Below are 19,414 nucleotides of genomic sequence, written 5' to 3' on the forward strand. Positions count from 1 at the left end.
GGCACCCCTGCGGGGACTCAAGGCATGAGCGGCATTGCCAGCCCTTTCGACCGACCGGATAGGCTTGTCTTGCGGCCATCAAGGCGCCCTGCAATTTGACGACGTCCCTTCAAATCGCAAGGGCGCATGGAGCGCTTGCCGCCTCAGTCGATGGCAGACTGATTGGGCGCGGCGTTGTCGTCGGCGGCGATGAGGCGGTGATTGCGGCGACCGACGTGAAACCTGTCGTGTCTTTGGCATGAGGGGCTGGCGAGACCAGCAGGTTCAAGGCGATGATCGCGGGAATCGAAGCGATGACGAGGATATCGAAAAACACGCCGCCGGCGCGGCGATAGGCGATGGCAGCGGGGCCATCCAGCGTCTCATAGGCGGGGTCGCCGACGAAAGGCACTTCATCGTCGACGATTTTCGATCGCGTGGAAAAACCAGCAAAGGATGTCATGGCCTTGCCTCCAGTTGCAGGGCGTGACCGTAAGCATCCTTTGTCGCGGGACTTCGCCGCCAGGGCGGAGATTTGTCGAAAAGCGTGTAACGGCGCCCCCTGTGACATTTGGATACCGTTGAGAGCCCCCCGCAGGGACGCTTGGCAGGGCTGGATCCGTTGGCGGCATCGCCATTGCCTTCACCGTCCGGCATGGCCCGGGCCAGGATTCGTTTCAGACGGTACTTGTTCCCTGAAACCGGCAAAAGCCCGGGGCCCGTACTCGCTCTGGTTTCAATCTGGGCCTGTGACACTTTCTTACAAAACAACCTGCTTCCGGACAAACTTGTGAGGCAGGTGCCGGCTATTATCAAAACAACGGCGATAAGGAATGTAGCGTCCGATCGATGATGGCCGAAGACAAGGGCAGGCTTGTGCTTTTCTTCAATCTAGCGATGCGGGTGGGCACTATCTGAATCGCAGGATTACTTTCAAACTCGCTCTTTGAATTTACAGGAATCTGCGTTTCTGTTGGAGCGAAAACCTATCTGTGAGGCAATATGAGCGATCAGATCATTAACGCCATTCTTCCTGCTGCAAAATATATCTATATCGTTTCTGTATTAACTTTTCTTTCGGTCCAGACTTTAATCACCTATCGCTATTATAAGAGTTGAATAAGGTATTATTTCACTCTTCTGGTGAATTTGAGCAGAAGACATTTCTCGGCCCGTATCAGTGATACGGGCCGAGTGTGTTCCTGAAGCTTTCATGCCCATCGCCTTTTCGCCGTCCTCGCGGGCAACATCCTTCGAGGCGGTTTTCCGGGGAGGGAGTTAGAATCTTTCCGGTTTTGACGGAGGCGTAGCTGCGGCCGGAGGAAGAGCGAAAAGCGCGTTGGAGACACAGAACATCTCGCCTTCGGCAACGACATAGTCGTTGTAGGACGCGACGAAGCGATAGCCATGGGGCCGCAGCAGCGTATCGATGGAGATCAGGTCGCCCCCCACCGCCTTCTCCTTGGGCTGCAAATCGTTGAACTCCACATAGATGAATTTGATGGCCCGCCGTTCCAGCATGGCGCGGCCGCCCTCGAGAACCATGCGGTCGAAGCCCTCGGTGTCGAGCTTGAGAATGTCGACCGCTTCGAAGCCGTTTTGCTGGCAATAGGCATCGAGGGTCATCGACCGAACACTGATCTGCGTGGCACCTTGCGGGTAGCGCAGCGCATATTGCGCGCGGTCGCTGAGGCTGTTGATCTTGGAGGAGGGGTACTCGAACATGTCGACTGTGCCGGTCTGCGTGCCGAGCGCCGTATTGACGCCGGTAAAACGGGGCTCCTGGCCGAGCCGTTGCATCAGGACGGCGAATGTATCCGGGTGCGGCTCGAAGCTGACGATTCTCGCGCCTGGGAATTTGCGCAGGGCGAGGGCGGCCGTCTCGCCATCATTGGCACCGACATCGAAGACGGTCACAATGGGATAGCGCCAATCCTCGGCAAGATGCCGAATATCGGCCCAGGGGTCATGGCCGAATTTGGCCCCGGTCCTGATCAGGAGCAGTCCGTGCCGGGCCAGCGCCCGTTTCACCAGCCTGGAGATTTGTGCGCGAAGAACGCCCATCGCCGTGCTGCACTCCAAGCTCGCCCGCTTTGACTGCGGGGCGGGGGATTCGACGAAGGCTTATTAAGTCATTTCACCTGTTAAGTCATTTTACCTGGCATGACAGCCCTGTTGAGCCATGGCCTGGATGTCCGGGAGGCAAAAGGGGAGGGTTGTGCCGGCAAGTGACAGGCGTGGTTCCCCATCGAATTTGACGACTCCCCAAAAATCGATAGTTTTCTTGGTCATGAAGGTCTTGAATTGCGGCATCGGACTCGCAGGACGAACAGGAATGCGGCTTTGAGCAGCGTCTTGGTGACGGGTGGCGCCGGATTTCTCGGTTCGCATCTGTGCGAGCGCCTGCTGAAGGAAAATAAAGAAGTTATCTGCGTCGATAATTTCTTCACCGGGGCTCGCCGCAACGTCGATCAACTTCTTGGCGATCCTTCCTTCAGGCTGTTGCAACACGACATTACGACGCCGCTCAATCTCGAAGCCGACGAGATCTACAATCTGGCCTGTCCGGCTTCGCCCAAGCATTATCAGTTCGATCCGGTGCAGACGACCAAGACGAACGTGCTGGGCGCTATCAATGTGCTGGATCTGGCGCGGCGCCTGAAGATCAAAGTCCTGCAGGCCTCCACCTCCGAAATCTATGGTGATCCGCACACCCATCCCCAGGCGGAAGATTATTGGGGGAATGTCAATCCGATAGGGGCACGTTCCTGCTACGACGAGGGCAAGCGCTGCGCCGAGACCTTGTTCTTCGATTATGTCCGCCAGTACCACGTACCCGCCAAGGTCGTGCGGATCTTCAATACTTATGGCCCGCGCATGCAGCCCGATGATGGGCGGGTGGTGTCGAACTTCATCGTCCAGGCCCTGTGCAACCAGGACATCACGATCTATGGCGATGGCGGGCAGACGCGTTCCTTCTGCTATGTCGACGATTTGATCGAAGCGCTGGTCCGCATGATGGCAACGCCGGCCGATGTTCACGGACCGGTCAATATCGGCAATCCCGTGGAGATAACCGTCCGGCACCTCGCCGAGCTCATCATCGAATTGACGGGTTCGTCGTCGCGGCTCAGATTCCGACCCCTGCCGGCGGATGATCCGCGCCAGCGCCAGCCCGATATCGCCAAGGCGCGTGCGCTTTTGGGCTGGGCGCCGTCTGTCGGCCTTCGCGACGGCCTCGCCAGGACGATTGCCTATTTCGAGGACCTGTTGAGATCGGACGAACATGGGGTGCTGCGTAGCCTCACTCCGGCCCAGTGAGTTCCTGAGGCCATGCGGGCAGCGCTGGCGGGAAGTTCAATGCGATTGTTGATTGGCCGGGCATGATCTATCTTGCCAAGCTAACCTGACGTGGGGACTGGCGCCGGGAGAGTGGCATGCAATTTCTGCTCAAGGCATGGGGGCCGTTGCTTCTGGCATTCGCCCTCGTTGTTTCGCCAATTCTGCTTGCACAGGCCCGCGCCCAGATCATCACCAATGGCGGCTTCGAGACGACGACCGGGTGGACGTATGCCGGAGGGTCTGGCCGAACACAAGAAGGCACAATACTTCTCAATCCTCCGGCGCACAGTGGGAGTTTTTATGGTACGATTGCCACGGGCGGCGGGACGATTTCACAGTCCATCACTATTCCTACCGCTGGCACTTATCAGTTGAGCTTCTATCTCGCGCCGCAGATTTCTCTTTCTCTTGGAACTTTGAATTTTAGCGTGCAGATAGGTGGAACAACTTATAATTTGACCTATGGCATTACAGTTATTGGCTTGGGTGGGTACAATCTTTATACGCTTACCGTCAACTTGCCTGCGGGTCTGACAAATCTCGTTTTCACCAATCTGCCCGGTCTGCTGACGGCCCCGTTGCGCGTGGATGACGTGTCCCTCGTGCAAATTCCTGGGCCTGTGCCGGGGACGAGCACGATTTCCTATCTGGTGGTAGCCCTTCTGGCTCTGGTGCTGGGACGCCGGCAAATGCGAGATGGGTTGAGATGGCTCCGAAGCCTGTTATCGACTGGTTGTTCATAGTCTCAGCTTGGTAGTCGCGCTCCATTTCCACGTCTTGCGTTAGGGCAAATCCATATGCCTTCTCTGCCCATCGAGGTTTCACTGATCATTTTCGTGATCCTGGTGGCTATCGGCATCGCCGGCTTCTTCGCGTCCTCGCGGCCCTACAATATTTTTGCCGAAAGCTGGCGCCAGGCATGCGTGATGATCATACGCCAGCCAGGTCTGTTCTTGGCAGCCTGGTTGATCTTCGCCGTCCAGGAGGTGGTGCCACCGCTGTCCTTCCTGGTGGCGTGGCCGTCGGGGTTGGTTCAGATTGGGGCGCTCGTCGCCTTTCATGCCCTGACGACCTATCTGCTTGCCCGCGTTGCGCTGCGCCTGCACCGGGGGCTCATCCATGGCGAATGGCGCCCCGTCATACCCACTGGGGCGCGGGCACGGCGCATGGGTTTCTACGTGCTGTCGTGCTGGGCCGTCATCGGGCTGCTCAAGCATCCGCCCTTGCCGGGTTCGCCGGTGCCACATGAGCAACTCGTGCGTGGGGCCGTCCTGCTGTCCTATGCGCTCGGCTTCATGGCGACGGCCGGCCTGGCGCTGGTGGGGCCTGCCGCCTCCCTGGACGAGCCTCGCCCGATATGGACTTCGCTGAGGACGGCGTGGCGCGAACCGATATCCATCCTGGTGATCATTATCGGCATCGGCCTGCAGATCGGCTTCGTGATGGAGGGGGCCAATCTGCTCCTCGGTCACTATCCCCAGATCGGCGAGTTGCGGCTGGTCGCAGCGCCGGTCGTCTGGGCGTTCATGGCGCTCATCCTGTTCATGTCGGAATTCGCACTGGTGATCTTCCTTACGCGGGTGTGGGAGGATCGCTACGAGGAGGACACGCGCAGCGCGGCTCACAATTTCAATTGGACCTGAGCGCGGCTCAGGGATTGGTGAGCAGAGCTGACCAATCGGGCTTGTCACTCCGGCATCGATGGGGCGAGAAGACGGCGAGGCCGATGGAGTCCCAGGCGCTCGAGCGGGAAAGGCCGAGCGCGACGCCGAGCTTGCGCTGCAACCACGGCCAGGCGAGATCTCGCAGATGCAGGCTGGGCACGGCCGCGCCGCCATAGACGGTGGTCAGCTCTTCATCGGCACCGGACATATCCGCGAGAATCCGGGTGGCATCGCGGTGGATGGTCTGTGTCAGCACCGCCCGCGTCGGCGTGGTGCAGTCGGGCCGTGCGAAGGAGAACTCGGGGCCGAGCGGGGTCTTGCGCTGGGCCGAGAGCGAATAGCCGGCTTTTGCAAATGCCAATGCGATCTGGGTTTCCGGGGCGGGCTGCGGCGGAAGACGAGCCTGGCGGATCGCCAGACCCAGTGAACAGACCACCAGCGCAGCGGCCAGGAGATGAAACAGGCGCGTCATACCGGAGCTTGCGTCTGCCCGGGCCTGGCCCGGCAATAGGCGAGGACGACGATCAAGACGGCATAGAACGCTGCCAGGAAACTCGCGCCCGTGCCTTCATGCCAGGCCAGATACCCCTCCTTCGAGGCGCAGATCAGCACCAGGCGCAGCCAGTTCAAGGCGAAGGTGGCGCCGATCACGATGAGGAACGCCGCGCGGTCGAAACGGCGGAGCGGTCCCCCGAGGCCGACGGCGATGATGGCGTAGGCCGTGAGGTTCTGGACCAAAGTGGTCGAGGTGGCGCAGCCCCACATCACGTCGAAGCCGATATTGTCAGCCGGGCGGAGGATATAGGTGCCATAGCCCGATACGTCCTGGCCTGCCATCTGGAGCAAGGTTCGCACGATGGTGGCATCGAGCAGGCCGACGACATTGTGAAGAACGAGGAAGGGCCAGCCCAGAAGCACGAACTGGGCGATGAAGGCCAGCAAAGCAAGGGCCGAGGCGCGGCAGGACGGGCGCTTTCGCAGGCGCCACGCCGCAAGGACGGCAAGCGCCAGCGCGGCGGCGAGCGGTATCTGGCGCAGCACGAGCACGCAGAAGGCCATTGCTGTAAGGATGAGGACCGCTTCGCCGATCTGGAAGGGGGCGTCACGACGCTCGCGGCCGATCAGCCGGACAATCATGGCGATCTCGATCACTTCCAGGACAGAGATCACGTTTGGCAGGTCGCCGATCTGCCGCAAGGGCTGCTGGCCCAGCCGATAATACAGCCATTCCAGGCAAGCGAGGACGAGGCACCAGCCATAGACGGCCCGGCAGGAGACGGCGCGCGAGGACGCCGTGGCTTCAGGAACCGCCGACATGGCTATCGGAGACGTGGTTATCGGCGGCGTACCGACTGTCGGGCAGGCCAAGGGGCCCTGTGTCCTGCCGGCGTCGGATCATCACATGCCCGAGCACGAGAATGTCCATGCGCGTGCGCAGGAAGCAGTCGAGCGCCTCGCGCGGGGTGCAGACGATGGGCTCGTTTTCGTTGAAGGAGGTGTTGAGCACCATGGGGATGCCGGTCCGCACGAAGAAGGCGGAAATCAAGGCATGATAGGCGGGGTTGGCCTTTTGCTGCACCGTCTGGGGCCGCCCCGTGCCGTCCACATGGATGATGGCGGGCACGAGGGCATGCTTGTCGGGCCGGACCGGGAGGACCTCGGTCATGAACGGCACGTCGTCGATACCCTCGAACCAAGCGGCGGCATGCTCGGCGAGAATGGAGGGCGCGAAAGGCCGGAACGACTCGCGGCGCTTTATCTTGTGGTTGAGAAGCTCTTTGATGTCGGCCCGGCGGGGGTCGCACAGGATGGAGCGGCTGCCGAGCGCGCGCGGTCCCCATTCCAGGCGCCCATCGAACCAGCCGACGACATGACCGGCCGCGATGGCGGATGCCGTCTCCCGGCAAAGCTCGGCATCATCGTCGAAATGCCCGATCTCACAGCCCATGGCGGCGAGATTGGCGGCCTCCGCCATCACCAGCCGATCGATGTCTGCGGAGGCAAAACCTGGTCCCCAATAGGCGTGATCCATCGGGGGCATACGATCGCCGCCGAGCTTGTGCCAGACGGCCAGGGCGGAGCCGAGAGCACCGCCGGCATCACCGGCGGCAGGCTGCACATAGAGGTGCCGGAAGGCGGTGGTTTGCCTGATCTTGCCATTGGCCACCGAGTTGAGGGCGCAGCCGCCGGCCATAGCGAGGTTGGGCAGGCGATAATTGTCCCAGACAGCCTGCAGGATGTGGCCGAGGACCTCCTCATAAAGGGCCTGGGCCGAGGACGCGATATCACGATGGCGCTCGGTCAGTGCCTCGTTCGGCGCTCTCGCCGGGCCGAGCAAGTCCTCCAGCCCATCCGAATAGAGCGGGGCGAAGACTGGGGCACCGCCCTGCCAGTCGAAGGCGATCCTCTCGCGGTGATGCCGGAAATAGCCGAGATCGAGGCTGAAGCCACCCGCCGCTTCCAGCCTGATGACACGCCGCAGCCTGTCGAGGAAGAGCGGCCTGCCATAGGACGCCAGGCCCATGACTTTGTACTCGTCGCCATAATGCGGAAAGCCGAGATATTGGGTGAGCGCCTGGTAGAACAGGCCGATGGAATGGGGGAACAGGACCCGTCTTTCGACGGCGATGTTCTTGCCTTGCCCGCTTCCCCAGGCAGTGGAGGAAAAGTCGCCGAAGCCATCGAGGGAGAGGATGGCCGCTTCCTGGAAGGGGGAGGCGAAGAAGGCCGATGCCAGATGGGCCAGGTGATGCTCGATCCGATGCACCGTGCCCTTGAAAAGCTGCCCGGGAAAGGCGGCAACCAGTTCATCGGATACGGACAGGCGCTTGCGCCTGTTCCGGAGACGGTCGAGAACGAGGGCAGGATCGGGCCTGTGGCGCATCATATGGGCCAGACGCTCAAGACGATGCACCTTCGGGTCGCTGTTGAGGGCGACATGGTCGACGTCTCCAAGCCCGATACCGGCCTCCTGCAGACAATAGGCGATGGCCTGGCTCGGAAACCCCGCCCAGTGCTTGATGCGGCGGAAGCGTTCTTCCTCGGCGGCGGCGATGATTTGCCCGTCCCTGAGAAGGCAGGCTGCGGCATCGGCGTGGTAGGCGTTGAGGCCGAGGATAATCAAGCCGGAACCCCTCCCGTCATTTTGCCAGGCGCCGATCGATCAGGGTCAAGGCAATCAGGCATTCGGCGATCAGGCGCTGCAGGGTGTAGTACCAGCCCGCCCAGCCGTCGAGAAACGCGCCCTTCCACAGCAAGGTGTAGAAGAACACCAGAAGCGGGGCCGGCCATGCCTTCAGCCTGAGACGGTCGACCCGGCTCAGTGCCTCCTTCGGGCTGGCAAGCAGATGGTCCGCCTCGATCTGCGCATAGCGCTTTTGGGAATCGACCCATCTGAGAAGGGGCTTGCGGTCGTCGTGATAGAGGGGAGCGGCCAGGCTGCCGACCTCGCCGGCCACGGTCACGCGATGGCCATGGCCCTCGTCGCGATAGCGTGCCGCCTGCCGGCGATAGAGCACGGTGCGGGCCGGATAGAGCGTCCCGCGCAGGGGCTTGCCATGGATGCGATAGATGAAGGCGGCCGAATAACCCTGCGCAGTTCCTTCACGGAGCGACAGGATTTCGCCAACGAGGCTCTTGCTCAATTCATAATCGGCGTCGAGGGAGAGCACCCAGGGGGTCTCGATGAGGCCCAGGCCGAAATTGCACTGGCCCGCGAAACTGTCGAAGGGGCGATGCACGACCTCGACATTGGCGTATCGGCCGGCGATCTCGAGGGTCTCGTCCGTGCTGCCGCTGTCCACCAGCAGGATGCGCGGCGCCCAGTCCAGCCTGTCGAGGCAGCGCGCCAGATTGGGAGCCTCGTTGAAGCTCAGGACCAGGACCGTCGTCTGCGGCGCGATCAACTCAGACATGCACGGCTCTTCCGGCGAGGGCGGTTTGACCCGCCTGGGCGAGGATTGCCTCCTGGTAGACATCGAGCATGGCTGTTGCAATGCCCGGCCAGGAGAATTGCTCGCGTGCCGTCTTCTCGCCCGCCTGTCCCAGCCGCGCGGCAAGATCCGGGTCTGCCAGCAGTGAAGAAAGCGCTGCGCCAAGTGCCGCAGGAGTGCCTTCGACCACCAGGCCACAGCCGGCGCCGGTGACCACATCGGCCAGCCCGACTTCGGGGGTGACGACGACGGGGCGGGCACAGGCCATCGCCTCCAGGACGGCGTTGCCGAAATTCTCCGAATGGGAGGCCAGCGCGAAGGCGGCACAGTTGCGCAGCAGGGACCATTTCTTTTCGCCGTGCACGGGACCAACGAAGCGGATGCGGGCATCGAGGCCCAACGCTGTTGCTCGTGCCTTCAACCGGGCGGTTTCGCCCTCGTCGTCATTGCCGGCGATGACGAGATCGGCGTCGGGTACCAACCGCATGGCATCGATCAGGCGCTCGATGCCCTTCTTCCAGCTGATCCGCCCCAGAAAGAGGACATAGGGCCGGACGTAACTGGGCTGCATGAGGTCAGCACCGGCAGGCGGCATGTCGATGCCATTGGGCACCAGGGCGAAAGCCTGGGCCGGCAGTCCCAGCTTCTCGATTTCGAGGCGTTCGGATCGGCTGGTCACATGAACGGCCGCAGCCCCGGCGAGGTTGGCCCGGTCGAAAGCCTGTATCCAGGCCGATTTCAGCAGCCGGCTCTTGCGCTGGATCAGCGGGCCGACGAGCATGCCTCGTGGTGCCAGCAGATAGGGAACGCCGTTTCGCCCTGCATGTCTTGCCGCGGCCGTGGTCGGCCATAGGAAAACGGAATGGAGATGAACGATGTCGAAGGAGCAGACGTGCTTTGCCAGGGCGCGGCCCATGGCGGGCGAGCGATAGAGACGCCGGCCCAGCCCGGCGGGGAAATAGTGGACATCCACCCCGTCGAGCTGCACCGGCCGATCGGTCGGGACCGGCAGGACACCGTTACCGTCGACATTGGTGGTGTAGACCTGCACGTCGCAGCCCTGGCTTGCCAATGCGCGGCACAGACCGTGCACGGCATGAATAGGCCCGCCATAGCGCAGCGCCGGCAGATAGGTCGGCACCACATGAAGGCAGCGCAGGGTCAAGATGTCAGCCCCGGCGCGGCGCGGAACCGCGTCTTGACCCGATGCGCCAGCGTATAGCCTTCACGCCAGCCCAGTGCCTTCCAGGCACGTCCAGCCAGTGCGGCGGTGCCTGTTTCGTAGGGAAGCATGACCAGCATGGCGAGCAGGCGGTCGAAGAAGACATCAGGGGCGAAATGCGCCGCGAACACCCGGCGCGCGCGATCGCCCATGGCAGCGGCCTCCCCGCGCGCCTCACTCAGGATGTGCGGTATGTGCATGACGTCCTTTTCGGCCACGAACAGGCTGAAGTCCCGCCACGGAATATCCGGCGGCGGCAGCCAGGCATCGGCGATGATCACCGGTGCACGGCCAAGCGCCATCGCCTCGAAAAGGCGGATGCTGGCGGCGCCGAAGCCGCGCGGACAAAGGGCGAATTGCGAGCCGAGCAGCAGCTCGCGATAGGTCCGGCGATAGTCGAAATCGGCGAAGCGGCCCGGTGCCGCCGCAAGATCGAGGCATGGCGTATCCGGGCTGTCGAGGGCCAGCAGACGCTCTCGTATCGGATGCGTGCCGGTCCGGCCTAGAAACGAGAAGAGATGGGCTGGCTCCTCCTGCGGCGGGGAGGCAGCCGGCATGGGGGCATCGGGGTCGGGCAGATAGCTCCAGCTCCGCGCCCAGGGCAGGGCCCTGGTGAGGGATGGATAGGCTCCTGGCAGCGCTGCATAGGGCCAGTCCGATTCCGAGAACAGGAAGTGCCTGGCCGCGGGGTGCGTCCCGATCTGGCGCCGCAAGTGCGGCAGGTCGGCAAGGCCGACATAGCCGCTGTCGAGGTACAAGACGATATCGGGGGTGTCGTCGCGAGCCGCGATCCGGAAGGCCGAGGGGGGATGCAGCGCTGCCAGCCTGCGGGCTTTCGAGAGAGCAGGGTTTTCCCGCAGAGCCGTGAGGAGAACGCAGGGGCGCATGGCGTCGCGTCCGTCTTGTCAGCGTCTTGCCGGCCTGGCTTCCAGCCAGACGCGCAGGCGCGGTGCCACCAGCCGGACGAACAGGGCGGTGAGAAGGACCGAAACCATCACGCCGCCAACCAGCTTCGCCAGGCTGACTTCCAAAAGGGCGGCCTGGGCCAGGACGGCGCAGGCCGAGGTGAAGCCAAGCAGTGGTCCGGCTCGCGCAGAGTGCACCAGCCAGCGGTAGATGCGACCATAGAGATAGCCGAAGACCAGGATGACGGCCATCATCGGCAAAGGGCCGAAATCGATGTAGAGTTCGGCCATGTAGCCGAGGCTGATCGAGGTGCCGCGATAGGTGCCCGATAGGCCGCCCGTGTAGTAGTTGGTGCGGCGCGTGTCGTCGACCTGGCTCTTATCGGCAAACAGGATGCGCGGCATGAAGGGGCGGCTCGCCGCATCCAGGAGGAGCGCCCCCTTCTCATGGGGGATGGTCTGCGGGACGCGGGCGAGAACCACCGCGAACAATTCGACATAGGAAATGCGATGGAGCATCTTCCCGGTCGCCTCCGACATCGAGGCGCCGTCGAGCCTGCCGAGGAGCTGGGCTATAGTGGCCAGCCGCTCGCCGAGGTCGAGCGTGACGGCCTGCGAGGCGGAGCCCCCGGAGGCGGCATTGCGATAGTCTTCCTTGATGGCCGTCCACAGGATCCCGCTGACGACGATCAGGCAGACCAGGATCGCCCCGCCCGCGATGTGAAGGCCGCGCAGGCGCGTTCCGGCCATGGCTGTGGCAAAGAGGGTGAAGAACATCACCGTCTTGAAATCGGAGAAATACCCGCCCGTGCTCATGGCTAGTTCGGCAAGAAAGACACAGGAAAACAAGGGGTTGCCTAGCTGATTTCGCACGAAGGATGCATAGGCGAACATCATGAAGAACGCCCATTTCAATCCGGCCAGGGCGAGGAGCGGCTGCGCAAGCCCGGGAATGAGCGCGGCAGCCTGGAGGGCGCCGACCGCGACGATCGAGGCCGCGAGATAGAGAAAGAACCAGGTGGCGAGCGGCCGGGCCAGCACCGCCTCCCGTGCCTGCCGGCTGGCGGCCCTGTCGGGCGGACCGCTGCCGAGCCGCATGCCCAGCGCCAGGAACAGCAGGCCGGCCAGGGTCAGCAGGATCGCTGACTTGTTGTCCCCGCCATAGATTGTATAGGCGCTGACGTCGATGCCGAGCCAATTGGCATGGAAGGCCGATATCGAGGCCTGCAGCCATTGATAGGCGAAGATGAACAACCCGATCGGCGGCTCGCCCGGCCGCCACAGCAGGGCGACGCCGGCCACGAGCACGACCAGGCTGAAGGTGGTGAGCAGGGCGTTCTCGGCGGGCAGGTTCAAAATGGCGAGCAGCACCGCGCCGACGATCACAGCCACAGGCAGCGGGGCTGCCGAGCGTGGGGAGGTGGCCGACATCGGCATCAGGTCAGGGCTCCCGACGTCCTGCGCTGAGAGGGCGCCTTTTCGAGGCAGGACGACAGGGCAGCCTCGATGCCATCGACCGCGGCGCCTACGCTGTAGCGGCGGACCAGCGACGCAAGAGCCTCCTTCGTTGCGAGCCCCGTCGGCAGATCGGCGAGAGCTCCGGCAAGCGCGCTAACGTTACCGGTCTCGAAGGTCCGTCCGGTGCGGGGATCGGCGGCCAGGTCGGGGGTGCAGCCACACTGATCGGATACGATGATGGGCCGCCCGCAAGCCTGCGCTTCATTGGCCACGAGTCCCCAGGTTTCCTGCCCGGAGGAGGGCAGCGCCAGTCCGTCGCAGGCCGCATAGACAGCCGGCATTTCGGTCTGGTTGCAAAAACCGAGGAAATGCAGCCGTACTCCGACCTCTGCGGCGCGCGTGAGCACCGCCTCGCGCATCGGACCATCGCCGGCGATCATCACCTCGATCTCGCGTCCTTTGCTGCGGCACAGCGCTGCCGCCTCGATGAGGTCGAGGGGACGCTTGCGTTCGACCAGCTTGCCCGCAAACGCGATGACCCGGCTGCCCTCGGCAATGGACAGGCTGGCGCGCAGGGTCTGGCGGGCCTCAGGCGTCGCCCGCGCTGCAAACCAGTCCGTGTCGACGCAATGGGGTGAGAAGTGCAGCCGCTCGAGCGGATAGCCATAGTGGCGATAATAGGCCAGGGAGTTCTGCCCTACATAGAGCACCGCATCGAAGAAGCGCAGCAGGCGGGGATAGGCCGCCTGCTTGGTCCAGGCCTTCAGGCGCCGGCGCGGTGTCAACAGATGGCTGTCTCCTCTCACCAGCACGGGCAGGTTGAGGCGCCGGGCGGCGGCAATGCCCTGGAGATAGGATTTCAGCGCCCAGCCGCAGACGAGCAGGGCATCGAAACCGCCCTCCTGCAGGGCCCCGGCGATGGCGGGCGTATCGCAGCCGAAGAAATGATCCACGCCTGGGTTCCTGGCCTTGTTGGCAAGGAAGCGATGCGGGTAGCCGGTGGTGAGATCTATGTCCCAGTCGAACGCCACCCCGAAGCCGGCGTCGGCCTGCTGCCGGGGCGTGGGATTGTGCGCGAAGAAGACCTCCAGCTCCATGCGCCTGGCGAGTTCCCGGAAGATCGGCGCCTGATACTGGATCGGATGGGAGGTGAGAACAGCCAGGCGCATGATCAGTGCAGCCCATCGAAAATGGCGCCATAGCGGCCGGCAATCGCCCGGGCCGAGAAGGGCTCCAGGAGATCCTGCCGGGCCTGACCGAGGCTGGCGGGGTCGAGGGCCAGGCGCTCCAATCCGGTGGCGATGTCCCGCGACAGGCCTCCCAGGTCGCTCGCGTCGGCAAAGGAGAAATGGATGCCTCCGCCGGTTGCCGTGAGAAGGGCATGGGCGCTGGACTGGCGGTGAAACAGCGAAAGATAGGGACGCCGCGTCAGCAAGGCGGGATAGATCTTGGAGGCGGTGTAGTGGGCTTCATCCGAGCCGACTAGCAGGAGGCCCTGGGACTCCGCCATCAGTTGCAGCGCTTCGGCATAGGCAAGGCGCTGGGGCGTCTCGACCACGAGATCGGCGACGCCTTCTGCTTCGGCAAGCGGACGGATGGAGAACGTATCGCTGCCCTTGGCCTGATTGCTGCTGCCGATGAAATGCAGACGCAAGCGCGCGGCAAGCTGCCGCTGACGTGCCCTCACCGTGGCAAGGCCTTTCAGAAGGATGCGGAAAAGCTCCTGCGAGCGTGGCAGTGCCGTACCGACATAACTCAGATTGATCATCGCCGGATCGAGCCGGCTCGGGCGGGTGCCCGGCATGGCCCGGAGGAGATCGAGATCGCCGGGATCCCCGCCGATCGGCAACGCTGCCATGCGCGAGGCGTCGAGCCAGGAATGGCGCGCGGCCAATTCCTCGTTCTGGCGTGCGGAGACCGATGTCACGAAACGGGCCCTGCGTAAAGCCGGCCCTTCGAGGCGAAGCGCGAGCTGGTGGGATAGCCCGGCCTTGCTCAACCGTTTTTGATCCCCGCCCCAGGCCGAAACCCAGGGGTCCTGGAAATCGAGCACCACCGGCACGCCGAATTTCGGCTCGATCCAGCGCGACATCAGCATGGGGTAGAAGGGCGATCCCGTGATCAGCACGGCGTCGATCCGCCTGGCGGAGAGCAGTTTCGCCGCGCGGCTGGAAAGGGCCGGCCAAGCCCGTAGGCTGAGATCCCCGATACCGAAACGGCGTGTCATGCGGGCCTGCAGGGCGGGAACCTTGACGATCTCCAGCCCCGGCGAGACCAGACTGCCGAGCAGGGGATCGGGTTCCTGCTCGTAGAAGCTGTCGTCCACGCAGAGGACGACAGGGGTCCAGCCCGCTGCCGGCAGGTGATTGGCCAGATGCCGGGCCCGATGCACGCAGGCCAGATTGGACGGCGGGAAATAGGGCGAGACGATCAGGACGGTGCGCGGGAGGGTCATGCCCGCCTCCGCGACGAACCGTCCAGGGCTTGGCGCGCCAGATCGACCACGATCGCGCCTTCCCGGTCCCAATTATAGGTTTTCTGCGCGAGATCGAACGCGCATGCCCGCGCTTGCGCCAAGCGCGCCGGACCCTGCAGCAGGCTGTCGAGGCTGGCAGCCAGGCTCACGGCATCGCCGGCTGTGAAAAGCGCGGTGGCAAGCGGATGCAAGCCGGCGAACGCCCGCTGAGCCGGCGTATCGGAGAGGATGGCGGGGAGCCCGGCCATGAGATAGGTGAACAGCTTGTTGGAGAGGGCAAACGCATTGTTCGCGGTATGCCCCGGTTCGGCGCACAGGCCGAGATCATGGCCGGCGGCCAGCCTGACGAGTTCGCCGGGAAGCGCGGAGGGCAGGAAATGCAGGCGCTCCGGCACGCCCTCCTGTTGCGCAAGGCTCCGCAATTGGCCTGCATAGGGCGCATCCACATGGCCGCGCAGATAGAGGTGCGGTCTCGAGGCGGCCCTCGCAATGGCCTTGATGGCACATTCGAGGCCGCGATCGGGGCCGATGACCTGCGAGAACCAGTAGAGCGAGGGACCTGGATCGGCCGTGCCCCTGGCGGTTGGGCGATCCGGAGCCTCAGACAGCGGAAAGCTGTTCAGCACGACCTGCGGCGGGTACATGGCGTAGGCCTGCGCATAGGCACGTGCGATCTCGGGCGAGGCGGCGGTGATATAGCGGCATCCCGGCAAGGCGGCCGCCTCGATGGCGCGCAGATGCGAGCGGTTCGGCTCTGCTGCCGGGCCGTCGCGCCATTCGCCGAGATGGAAATCCTCGGCGTCATAGGCATAGCCTGCCCCAAAGCGCAGGGCCGCGGCCCTGGCCGCCGGCAGGGCCGGCGGATAATGGGCGATGTAGAGATCGGCCGCGATGCGGCTGGCTGCGGCCATCAGGACGGGTGTGAACACGCTGAAGGCCCGGGAGCTGAAAAGGCGCCTGCCGCTCGCGGCGTGTGCAGCCCCCGCGAGTTCCTGGCCGAGCCGGCGCAGGCGCCAGCCCGCCCGCGAGCGCAGGTCGATGCGCTCGATCCGGAACGGCGCCTCTCTCAGGATGGATTGATCGCGCGGCTCCACGCCTTCCAGCATGCGGATGGCGACCACGGTGACGGCGAAGCCGGCCTCATGCAGGGCATGCGCCTCCTTGACCACACGCGGATTGGATCCGAGCTGGCCCGGTGTGAGGATACAGATATGCGATCCCGGACGGGGGCTCGTCATGTCCGCTCCATCTGCGGCGCGGGAGAGCCCTGGCGGGAGCCACGAAGGCGCTCTCCGAGTCCTTCGGCCAGCGCGGCACGATAAGCCGGCCATTGATGACGACGGGCCGTCTCGAGCGCGCCGGTCCGCATGGCTTGCAGGTGCTGGCGGTTGTCGAGGCACCAGGCCAGGGCCTGCGTCAAAGCCTCTGCATCGGCTGAGGGAATGACGAGCCCGTTCTCGGGCGTGACCAGGTCGGCCGCGCCCGTCATGTCGGTGACGATCACCGGCAGGCCGTGTGCCATGGCTTCGGCCACGACCATGCCGAAACCGTCGGCAAGGCTGGGAAACACCAGGACATCGGCCTGCTCGAAGGCCTGGAACAGATCGGCACGCGGGCGGGGCCCATGGAAGCGGACCGTCTCACCAGCCTGGGCAAGAAGGTCGGCGGGCAGCTCGATCCGGCCATAGATATCCAGCCTGGCATGATCAGCGGCCGGCAGTCGGCGCCAGGCCTCGAGCAGATAGGGCACGCCCTTGCCCAGGGTGACATTGCCGGCATAGACCACACGCAGGGCCTCCGCATCGTTCCTGCGTGGGGGCGGCTCGCGATCGAGCACCGGGGGAGCGCCGAGGGGGACGACCAGGATCTTGGCCGGATCCGCGCCCCCGGCGATATGGGAACGGGCGGTGAGGGCGGAATTGGTGACAATGAGATCGGCGAGCCCGATCTCCGCGTCGCGTCTCGCCTGCCTTCGCGCAAAGCGATCCGAGAAATAGGCGGCATTGGCATCGTCGAGCTGCTTCCACCGGGCCAGTTCACGCCGCCTGATGTTCTCGAATTGCCGGCTGCTGAGGGAGGGCAGGTGCAGTATGCGTGCCGCTTGTTCCCGTGCTGCGCGCTGGAAGCTCGCCAGCGCCGTATATTCGAAGGCATGGATGGCGTCGGCCCCGGGCACGTGGCGGCTGGCGACGGTGGCATCGAAGCGGTGGCTCATCCGGTCCCAGATGCGGTCGACGGTCACCGGCCCTGCGCCGCCCTTGGCCACGACGCTGCGCAGAATCTCCCAGGCCGGATAGGCCTGCACGAGGCTGTGCGGGACCGTCTCGATCGAACGGCGTAACAATTGTTCTCTTAGCGCCGCAGCCTGGCGCGACGGCAGGGTGCGCAGCAGGCGATCGCCCCAGCCCTGCGTGGAATAGTGGAAACCGGTCACGAAGGTCTTCAGCCAACCCTGTTCATGCAGGGCCAGGGCGATCTGCTGGGCATGCAGCATGGTGCCGGGATAGCTCAGCACCGACCTCATGCGGCAGCCCTCGAACCCCGTCCCGCGATCATGGCCTCGTAGATCTCTAAATAGCGATCGGTGACCGCATCCTCGCTATAGAACGTTTCGACCCGCTGCCGGCATGCGGCTCGCTCGATCCTCTCGAGCTCGGCGACTGCCGCCGCCATCTCCTCGACGGTGTCGACGACATAGCCGGTGCGGCCATGCTCGACCACTTCGGGAACGGCGCCACGACCGAAGCCGATGACCGGCGTGCCGCAAGCCATCGCCTCCGCCATCACGATGCCGAAGGGCTCTTCCCATAGGATAGGCATCAGCAGGGCCGAGGCGCCACCGAGCAACGCGTCCTTCTGCCGGTCGTCGACGGGCCCGACATAGGCGATATCGCCGTCATGCAGATGGGGCGCGACATGGGCCTCGAACCAGGCCCGGTGCTCGGCAGCCAGATTGCCGGCGATGACCAGCCGCCGACCGGCCAGCCGCGCCGCTGCGATGGCAAGGTGCGGCCCCTTGATTTCTTCCACGCGCCCCAGGAACACCAGCGGCGCATCGACCGGTACCTGCTCCCGGAGGGTATAGGTCTCGCTCGGCACGCCATTGGGAACGATGTGCCAGGCGCCGATATGCCTGACATGGCGCACCATATGCTCGCTGATAGCCGAGAATTGCAGCGTGCCGCGCGACAGGCGTTGCGCCAGCCCGGTGGTGCGCGGGCTGATCTCGCGCTGGTAGGTCATCAGCTTGGGGATCGCGCGCGGCAGGAGCGGCGCCAGATAGGCCAGTCGGGAGAAGCTGTGGATGATATCGAAACGCTGGCCGGCGATCGCCCTCGCCAGTTCGCCGGCATTCCTGACCGTGTCGAAGCGCGAAAGGCTGCTCGCGCCGGGCCAGGCCCGCTTTGGGACGGGGCATTGCGAGGAGGGGTGCGCGAACAGGGTCAAGTCGTGGCCGCGTGCCACCAGGCGGCGTGCCAGCATGTCGACCACGCGTTCGATGCCGCCATAGAATTGCGGCGGCACCGGCAGCTCGGGATCGCAGGTCAGGGCAATCCTCATGGCGTGATCCTCGCGAGCCGGCTTTCCGGGGCGAGGGCGGGCGGCAGCGACCGGTAGAGGCCGATCATGTCGTCGGCGACATCGGCCTGGCTGCGCAAGAGGCCCTGGAATTTCGGCAGGGGGCCCTCAGATTTGCGAGCCACCAGCCGCTCGATCGCCTTGGCCCAGTCCGGCACGGAGCCGGGCCGGAGCAATTCGCCAGCCTTCGTCCCGGCCACAAGCTCGGCGATGCCGCCGAGATCCGATCCCAGCACGTAGAGGCCGGCCGCCTGTGCTTCCAGCACGACCAGCGGACCGGTCTCCAGCCAGAGCGAGGGCACGACGAGAACATCGTGCGCGGCCAGGGTCTCGGCGATCTCCGAATGAGGCCGGGGCGGGTGGAACCGGATGCGCGAATCGCCTGCGGCCAGGGCTCGCACTTCAGCCTCATAGCCATCGTCCTCAGCGGCGCCGATGGCGTAGATGGAAAGTTCGACTGGCATCTTCTCCGGCAGGCTGCGGAGGGCGGCGACTGCGACATGAATACCCTTGGCCCGGTCCCATCGCCCGAGATAGACGAGCCGCAGCCTGGTGTCCTCCGATCTCTTTCGAGCCGCAGCTTGCCCGGCCTCCGCCAGATAGGACGCCGCGAGACCATGGCGGCCGAGCGCGAGTTTGCCGGGCGGCGCGCCATTGCGCGTCAGCGTGTCGGCGAGCCATTGGCAGACGGCGACAAGCCGGTCGCTCAGCTCGAAGGCTTCGTCCAGCTCCTGCGCTTTCCCGAGGGCGAGTGCTCTTGCCGAAAGCGCGGTGGCAAGCCGCGTGCGACCCTGCCAGGCCCTGGTGGCAAGGGCGCGGGGCAGCCGGCCGACCGCCCAGGCGGCGGCGCGCGGGAG

General features: G+C 64.4%; 19 protein-coding genes. 3 read left to right on the plus strand and 16 right to left on the minus strand.

Annotation, left to right across the window (positions count from 1 at the left end):
* Positions 1 to 109: 109 nt before the first annotated feature.
* The 3 genes from QM672_RS05345 to QM672_RS05355 form a co-directional block, all read right to left on the minus strand.
* Positions 110 to 442 (minus strand): hypothetical protein, encoded by a 333-nt coding sequence (locus tag QM672_RS05345; RefSeq protein WP_415081103.1) that lies wholly within the window; start codon positions 440 to 442, stop codon positions 110 to 112.
* A gap of 815 nt (positions 443 to 1,257) precedes the next feature.
* Positions 1,258 to 2,043, minus strand: coding sequence for an FkbM family methyltransferase (locus QM672_RS05350; RefSeq protein WP_415081105.1), 786 nt, complete (start codon positions 2,041 to 2,043; stop codon positions 1,258 to 1,260).
* 90 nt (positions 2,044 to 2,133) lie between these two features.
* Positions 2,134 to 2,454, minus strand: a complete 321-nt coding sequence (locus tag QM672_RS05355; protein WP_415081158.1) for a hypothetical protein — start codon at positions 2,452 to 2,454, stop codon at positions 2,134 to 2,136.
* Here QM672_RS05355 and QM672_RS05360 point away from each other — a divergent pair.
* The 3 genes from QM672_RS05360 to QM672_RS05370 all read left to right on the plus strand — a co-directional run bounded on the left by QM672_RS05360 (position 2,335) and on the right by QM672_RS05370 (position 4,964).
* Positions 2,335 to 3,300 (plus strand): UDP-glucuronic acid decarboxylase family protein, encoded by a 966-nt coding sequence (locus tag QM672_RS05360; RefSeq protein WP_415081156.1) that lies wholly within the window; start codon positions 2,335 to 2,337, stop codon positions 3,298 to 3,300. The two genes, QM672_RS05355 and QM672_RS05360, sit on opposite strands and share 120 nt — an antisense overlap.
* A 116-nt stretch (positions 3,301 to 3,416) precedes the next feature.
* Positions 3,417 to 4,064, plus strand: coding sequence for a hypothetical protein (locus QM672_RS05365; RefSeq protein WP_311936711.1), 648 nt, complete (start codon positions 3,417 to 3,419; stop codon positions 4,062 to 4,064).
* 54 nt (positions 4,065 to 4,118) lie between these two features.
* The gene (locus QM672_RS05370; protein WP_415081107.1) at positions 4,119 to 4,964 is read left to right on the plus strand and encodes a hypothetical protein; all 846 of its coding nucleotides are present in this window, start codon (positions 4,119 to 4,121) and stop codon (positions 4,962 to 4,964) included.
* A 7-nt stretch (positions 4,965 to 4,971) separates the two neighbouring features.
* Here QM672_RS05370 and QM672_RS05375 read toward each other — a convergent pair whose 3' ends face one another.
* From QM672_RS05375 to QM672_RS05435, 13 genes are all read right to left on the minus strand, one after another.
* The gene (locus tag QM672_RS05375) at positions 4,972 to 5,457 is read right to left on the minus strand and encodes a hypothetical protein (RefSeq protein WP_311936706.1); all 486 of its coding nucleotides are present in this window, start codon (positions 5,455 to 5,457) and stop codon (positions 4,972 to 4,974) included.
* Positions 5,454 to 6,302 carry a hypothetical protein gene (locus QM672_RS05380; RefSeq protein ID WP_415081109.1) on the minus strand — a complete coding sequence of 283 codons (849 nt, stop codon included), beginning with the start codon at positions 6,300 to 6,302 and terminating at the stop codon, positions 5,454 to 5,456. Before QM672_RS05380 ends, QM672_RS05375 begins: the two co-directional genes overlap by 4 nt.
* On the minus strand, positions 6,286 to 8,109 hold the full coding sequence (locus QM672_RS05385) for a carbamoyltransferase (RefSeq protein ID WP_415081111.1): 1,824 nt from the start codon (positions 8,107 to 8,109) through the stop codon (positions 6,286 to 6,288). The genes QM672_RS05380 and QM672_RS05385 overlap by 17 nt, the downstream gene beginning before the upstream one ends.
* A 16-nt stretch (positions 8,110 to 8,125) precedes the next feature.
* A complete protein-coding gene (locus QM672_RS05390) occupies positions 8,126 to 8,899 on the minus strand; it encodes a glycosyltransferase family 2 protein (RefSeq protein WP_415081113.1) in 774 nt (257 codons plus the stop codon).
* Positions 8,892 to 10,082, minus strand: a complete 1,191-nt coding sequence (locus QM672_RS05395) for a glycosyltransferase (RefSeq protein ID WP_415081115.1) — start codon at positions 10,080 to 10,082, stop codon at positions 8,892 to 8,894. The genes QM672_RS05390 and QM672_RS05395 overlap by 8 nt, the downstream gene beginning before the upstream one ends.
* The gene (locus QM672_RS05400; RefSeq protein WP_415081117.1) at positions 10,079 to 11,026 is read right to left on the minus strand and encodes an exostosin family protein; all 948 of its coding nucleotides are present in this window, start codon (positions 11,024 to 11,026) and stop codon (positions 10,079 to 10,081) included. The genes QM672_RS05395 and QM672_RS05400 overlap by 4 nt, the downstream gene beginning before the upstream one ends.
* Before the next feature lie 18 nt (positions 11,027 to 11,044).
* The gene (locus QM672_RS05405) at positions 11,045 to 12,481 is read right to left on the minus strand and encodes a hypothetical protein (RefSeq protein ID WP_415081119.1); all 1,437 of its coding nucleotides are present in this window, start codon (positions 12,479 to 12,481) and stop codon (positions 11,045 to 11,047) included.
* Positions 12,481 to 13,671, minus strand: a complete 1,191-nt coding sequence (locus tag QM672_RS05410) for a glycosyltransferase (protein WP_415081121.1) — start codon at positions 13,669 to 13,671, stop codon at positions 12,481 to 12,483. The genes QM672_RS05405 and QM672_RS05410 overlap by 1 nt, the downstream gene beginning before the upstream one ends.
* A 2-nt stretch (positions 13,672 to 13,673) precedes the next feature.
* Positions 13,674 to 14,957 carry a glycosyltransferase gene (locus QM672_RS05415; RefSeq protein WP_415081123.1) on the minus strand — a complete coding sequence of 428 codons (1,284 nt, stop codon included), beginning with the start codon at positions 14,955 to 14,957 and terminating at the stop codon, positions 13,674 to 13,676.
* Complete coding sequence (locus QM672_RS05420; RefSeq protein ID WP_415081125.1) at positions 14,954 to 16,216, minus strand: glycosyltransferase; 1,263 nt, start codon at positions 16,214 to 16,216, stop codon at positions 14,954 to 14,956. Before QM672_RS05420 ends, QM672_RS05415 begins: the two co-directional genes overlap by 4 nt.
* The gene (locus QM672_RS05425; RefSeq protein ID WP_415081127.1) at positions 16,213 to 17,502 is read right to left on the minus strand and encodes a glycosyltransferase family 4 protein; all 1,290 of its coding nucleotides are present in this window, start codon (positions 17,500 to 17,502) and stop codon (positions 16,213 to 16,215) included. Before QM672_RS05425 ends, QM672_RS05420 begins: the two co-directional genes overlap by 4 nt.
* Entirely contained in the window at positions 17,499 to 18,539 is a 1,041-nt protein-coding gene (locus QM672_RS05430) for a glycosyltransferase family 4 protein (RefSeq protein WP_311936675.1), read from the minus strand. Before QM672_RS05430 ends, QM672_RS05425 begins: the two co-directional genes overlap by 4 nt.
* Positions 18,536 to 19,414: glycosyltransferase (locus QM672_RS05435; protein WP_415081129.1), on the minus strand; the 879-nt coding region annotated here is incomplete at its 5' end. The genes QM672_RS05435 and QM672_RS05430, both read right to left, overlap by 4 nt.

Origin of the sequence: Labrys sp. (in: a-proteobacteria) (genome assembly GCF_047605565.1) — a bacterium.
GTDB lineage: Bacteria > Pseudomonadota > Alphaproteobacteria > Rhizobiales > Labraceae > Labrys > Labrys neptuniae.

Coding starts and splice junctions, on each gene's coding strand:
- QM672_RS05405 (WP_415081119.1), bottom strand. CDS start 12,481: ATGCCGATGTCGGCCACCTCCCCACGCTCGGCAGCCCCGCTGCCTGTG.
- QM672_RS05370 (WP_415081107.1), top strand. CDS start 4,119: ATGCCTTCTCTGCCCATCGAGGTTTCACTGATCATTTTCGTGATCCTG.
- QM672_RS05345 (WP_415081103.1), bottom strand. CDS start 442: ATGACATCCTTTGCTGGTTTTTCCACGCGATCGAAAATCGTCGACGAT.
- QM672_RS05390 (WP_415081113.1), bottom strand. CDS start 8,899: ATGTCTGAGTTGATCGCGCCGCAGACGACGGTCCTGGTCCTGAGCTTC.
- QM672_RS05380 (WP_415081109.1), bottom strand. CDS start 6,302: ATGTCGGCGGTTCCTGAAGCCACGGCGTCCTCGCGCGCCGTCTCCTGC.
- QM672_RS05365 (WP_311936711.1), top strand. CDS start 3,417: ATGCAATTTCTGCTCAAGGCATGGGGGCCGTTGCTTCTGGCATTCGCC.
- QM672_RS05375 (WP_311936706.1), bottom strand. CDS start 5,457: ATGACGCGCCTGTTTCATCTCCTGGCCGCTGCGCTGGTGGTCTGTTCA.
- QM672_RS05350 (WP_415081105.1), bottom strand. CDS start 2,043: ATGGGCGTTCTTCGCGCACAAATCTCCAGGCTGGTGAAACGGGCGCTG.
- QM672_RS05415 (WP_415081123.1), bottom strand. CDS start 14,957: ATGACCCTCCCGCGCACCGTCCTGATCGTCTCGCCCTATTTCCCGCCG.
- QM672_RS05410 (WP_415081121.1), bottom strand. CDS start 13,671: ATGCGCCTGGCTGTTCTCACCTCCCATCCGATCCAGTATCAGGCGCCG.
- QM672_RS05420 (WP_415081125.1), bottom strand. CDS start 16,216: ATGACGAGCCCCCGTCCGGGATCGCATATCTGTATCCTCACACCGGGC.
- QM672_RS05425 (WP_415081127.1), bottom strand. CDS start 17,502: ATGAGGTCGGTGCTGAGCTATCCCGGCACCATGCTGCATGCCCAGCAG.
- QM672_RS05400 (WP_415081117.1), bottom strand. CDS start 11,026: ATGCGCCCCTGCGTTCTCCTCACGGCTCTGCGGGAAAACCCTGCTCTC.
- QM672_RS05430 (WP_311936675.1), bottom strand. CDS start 18,539: ATGAGGATTGCCCTGACCTGCGATCCCGAGCTGCCGGTGCCGCCGCAA.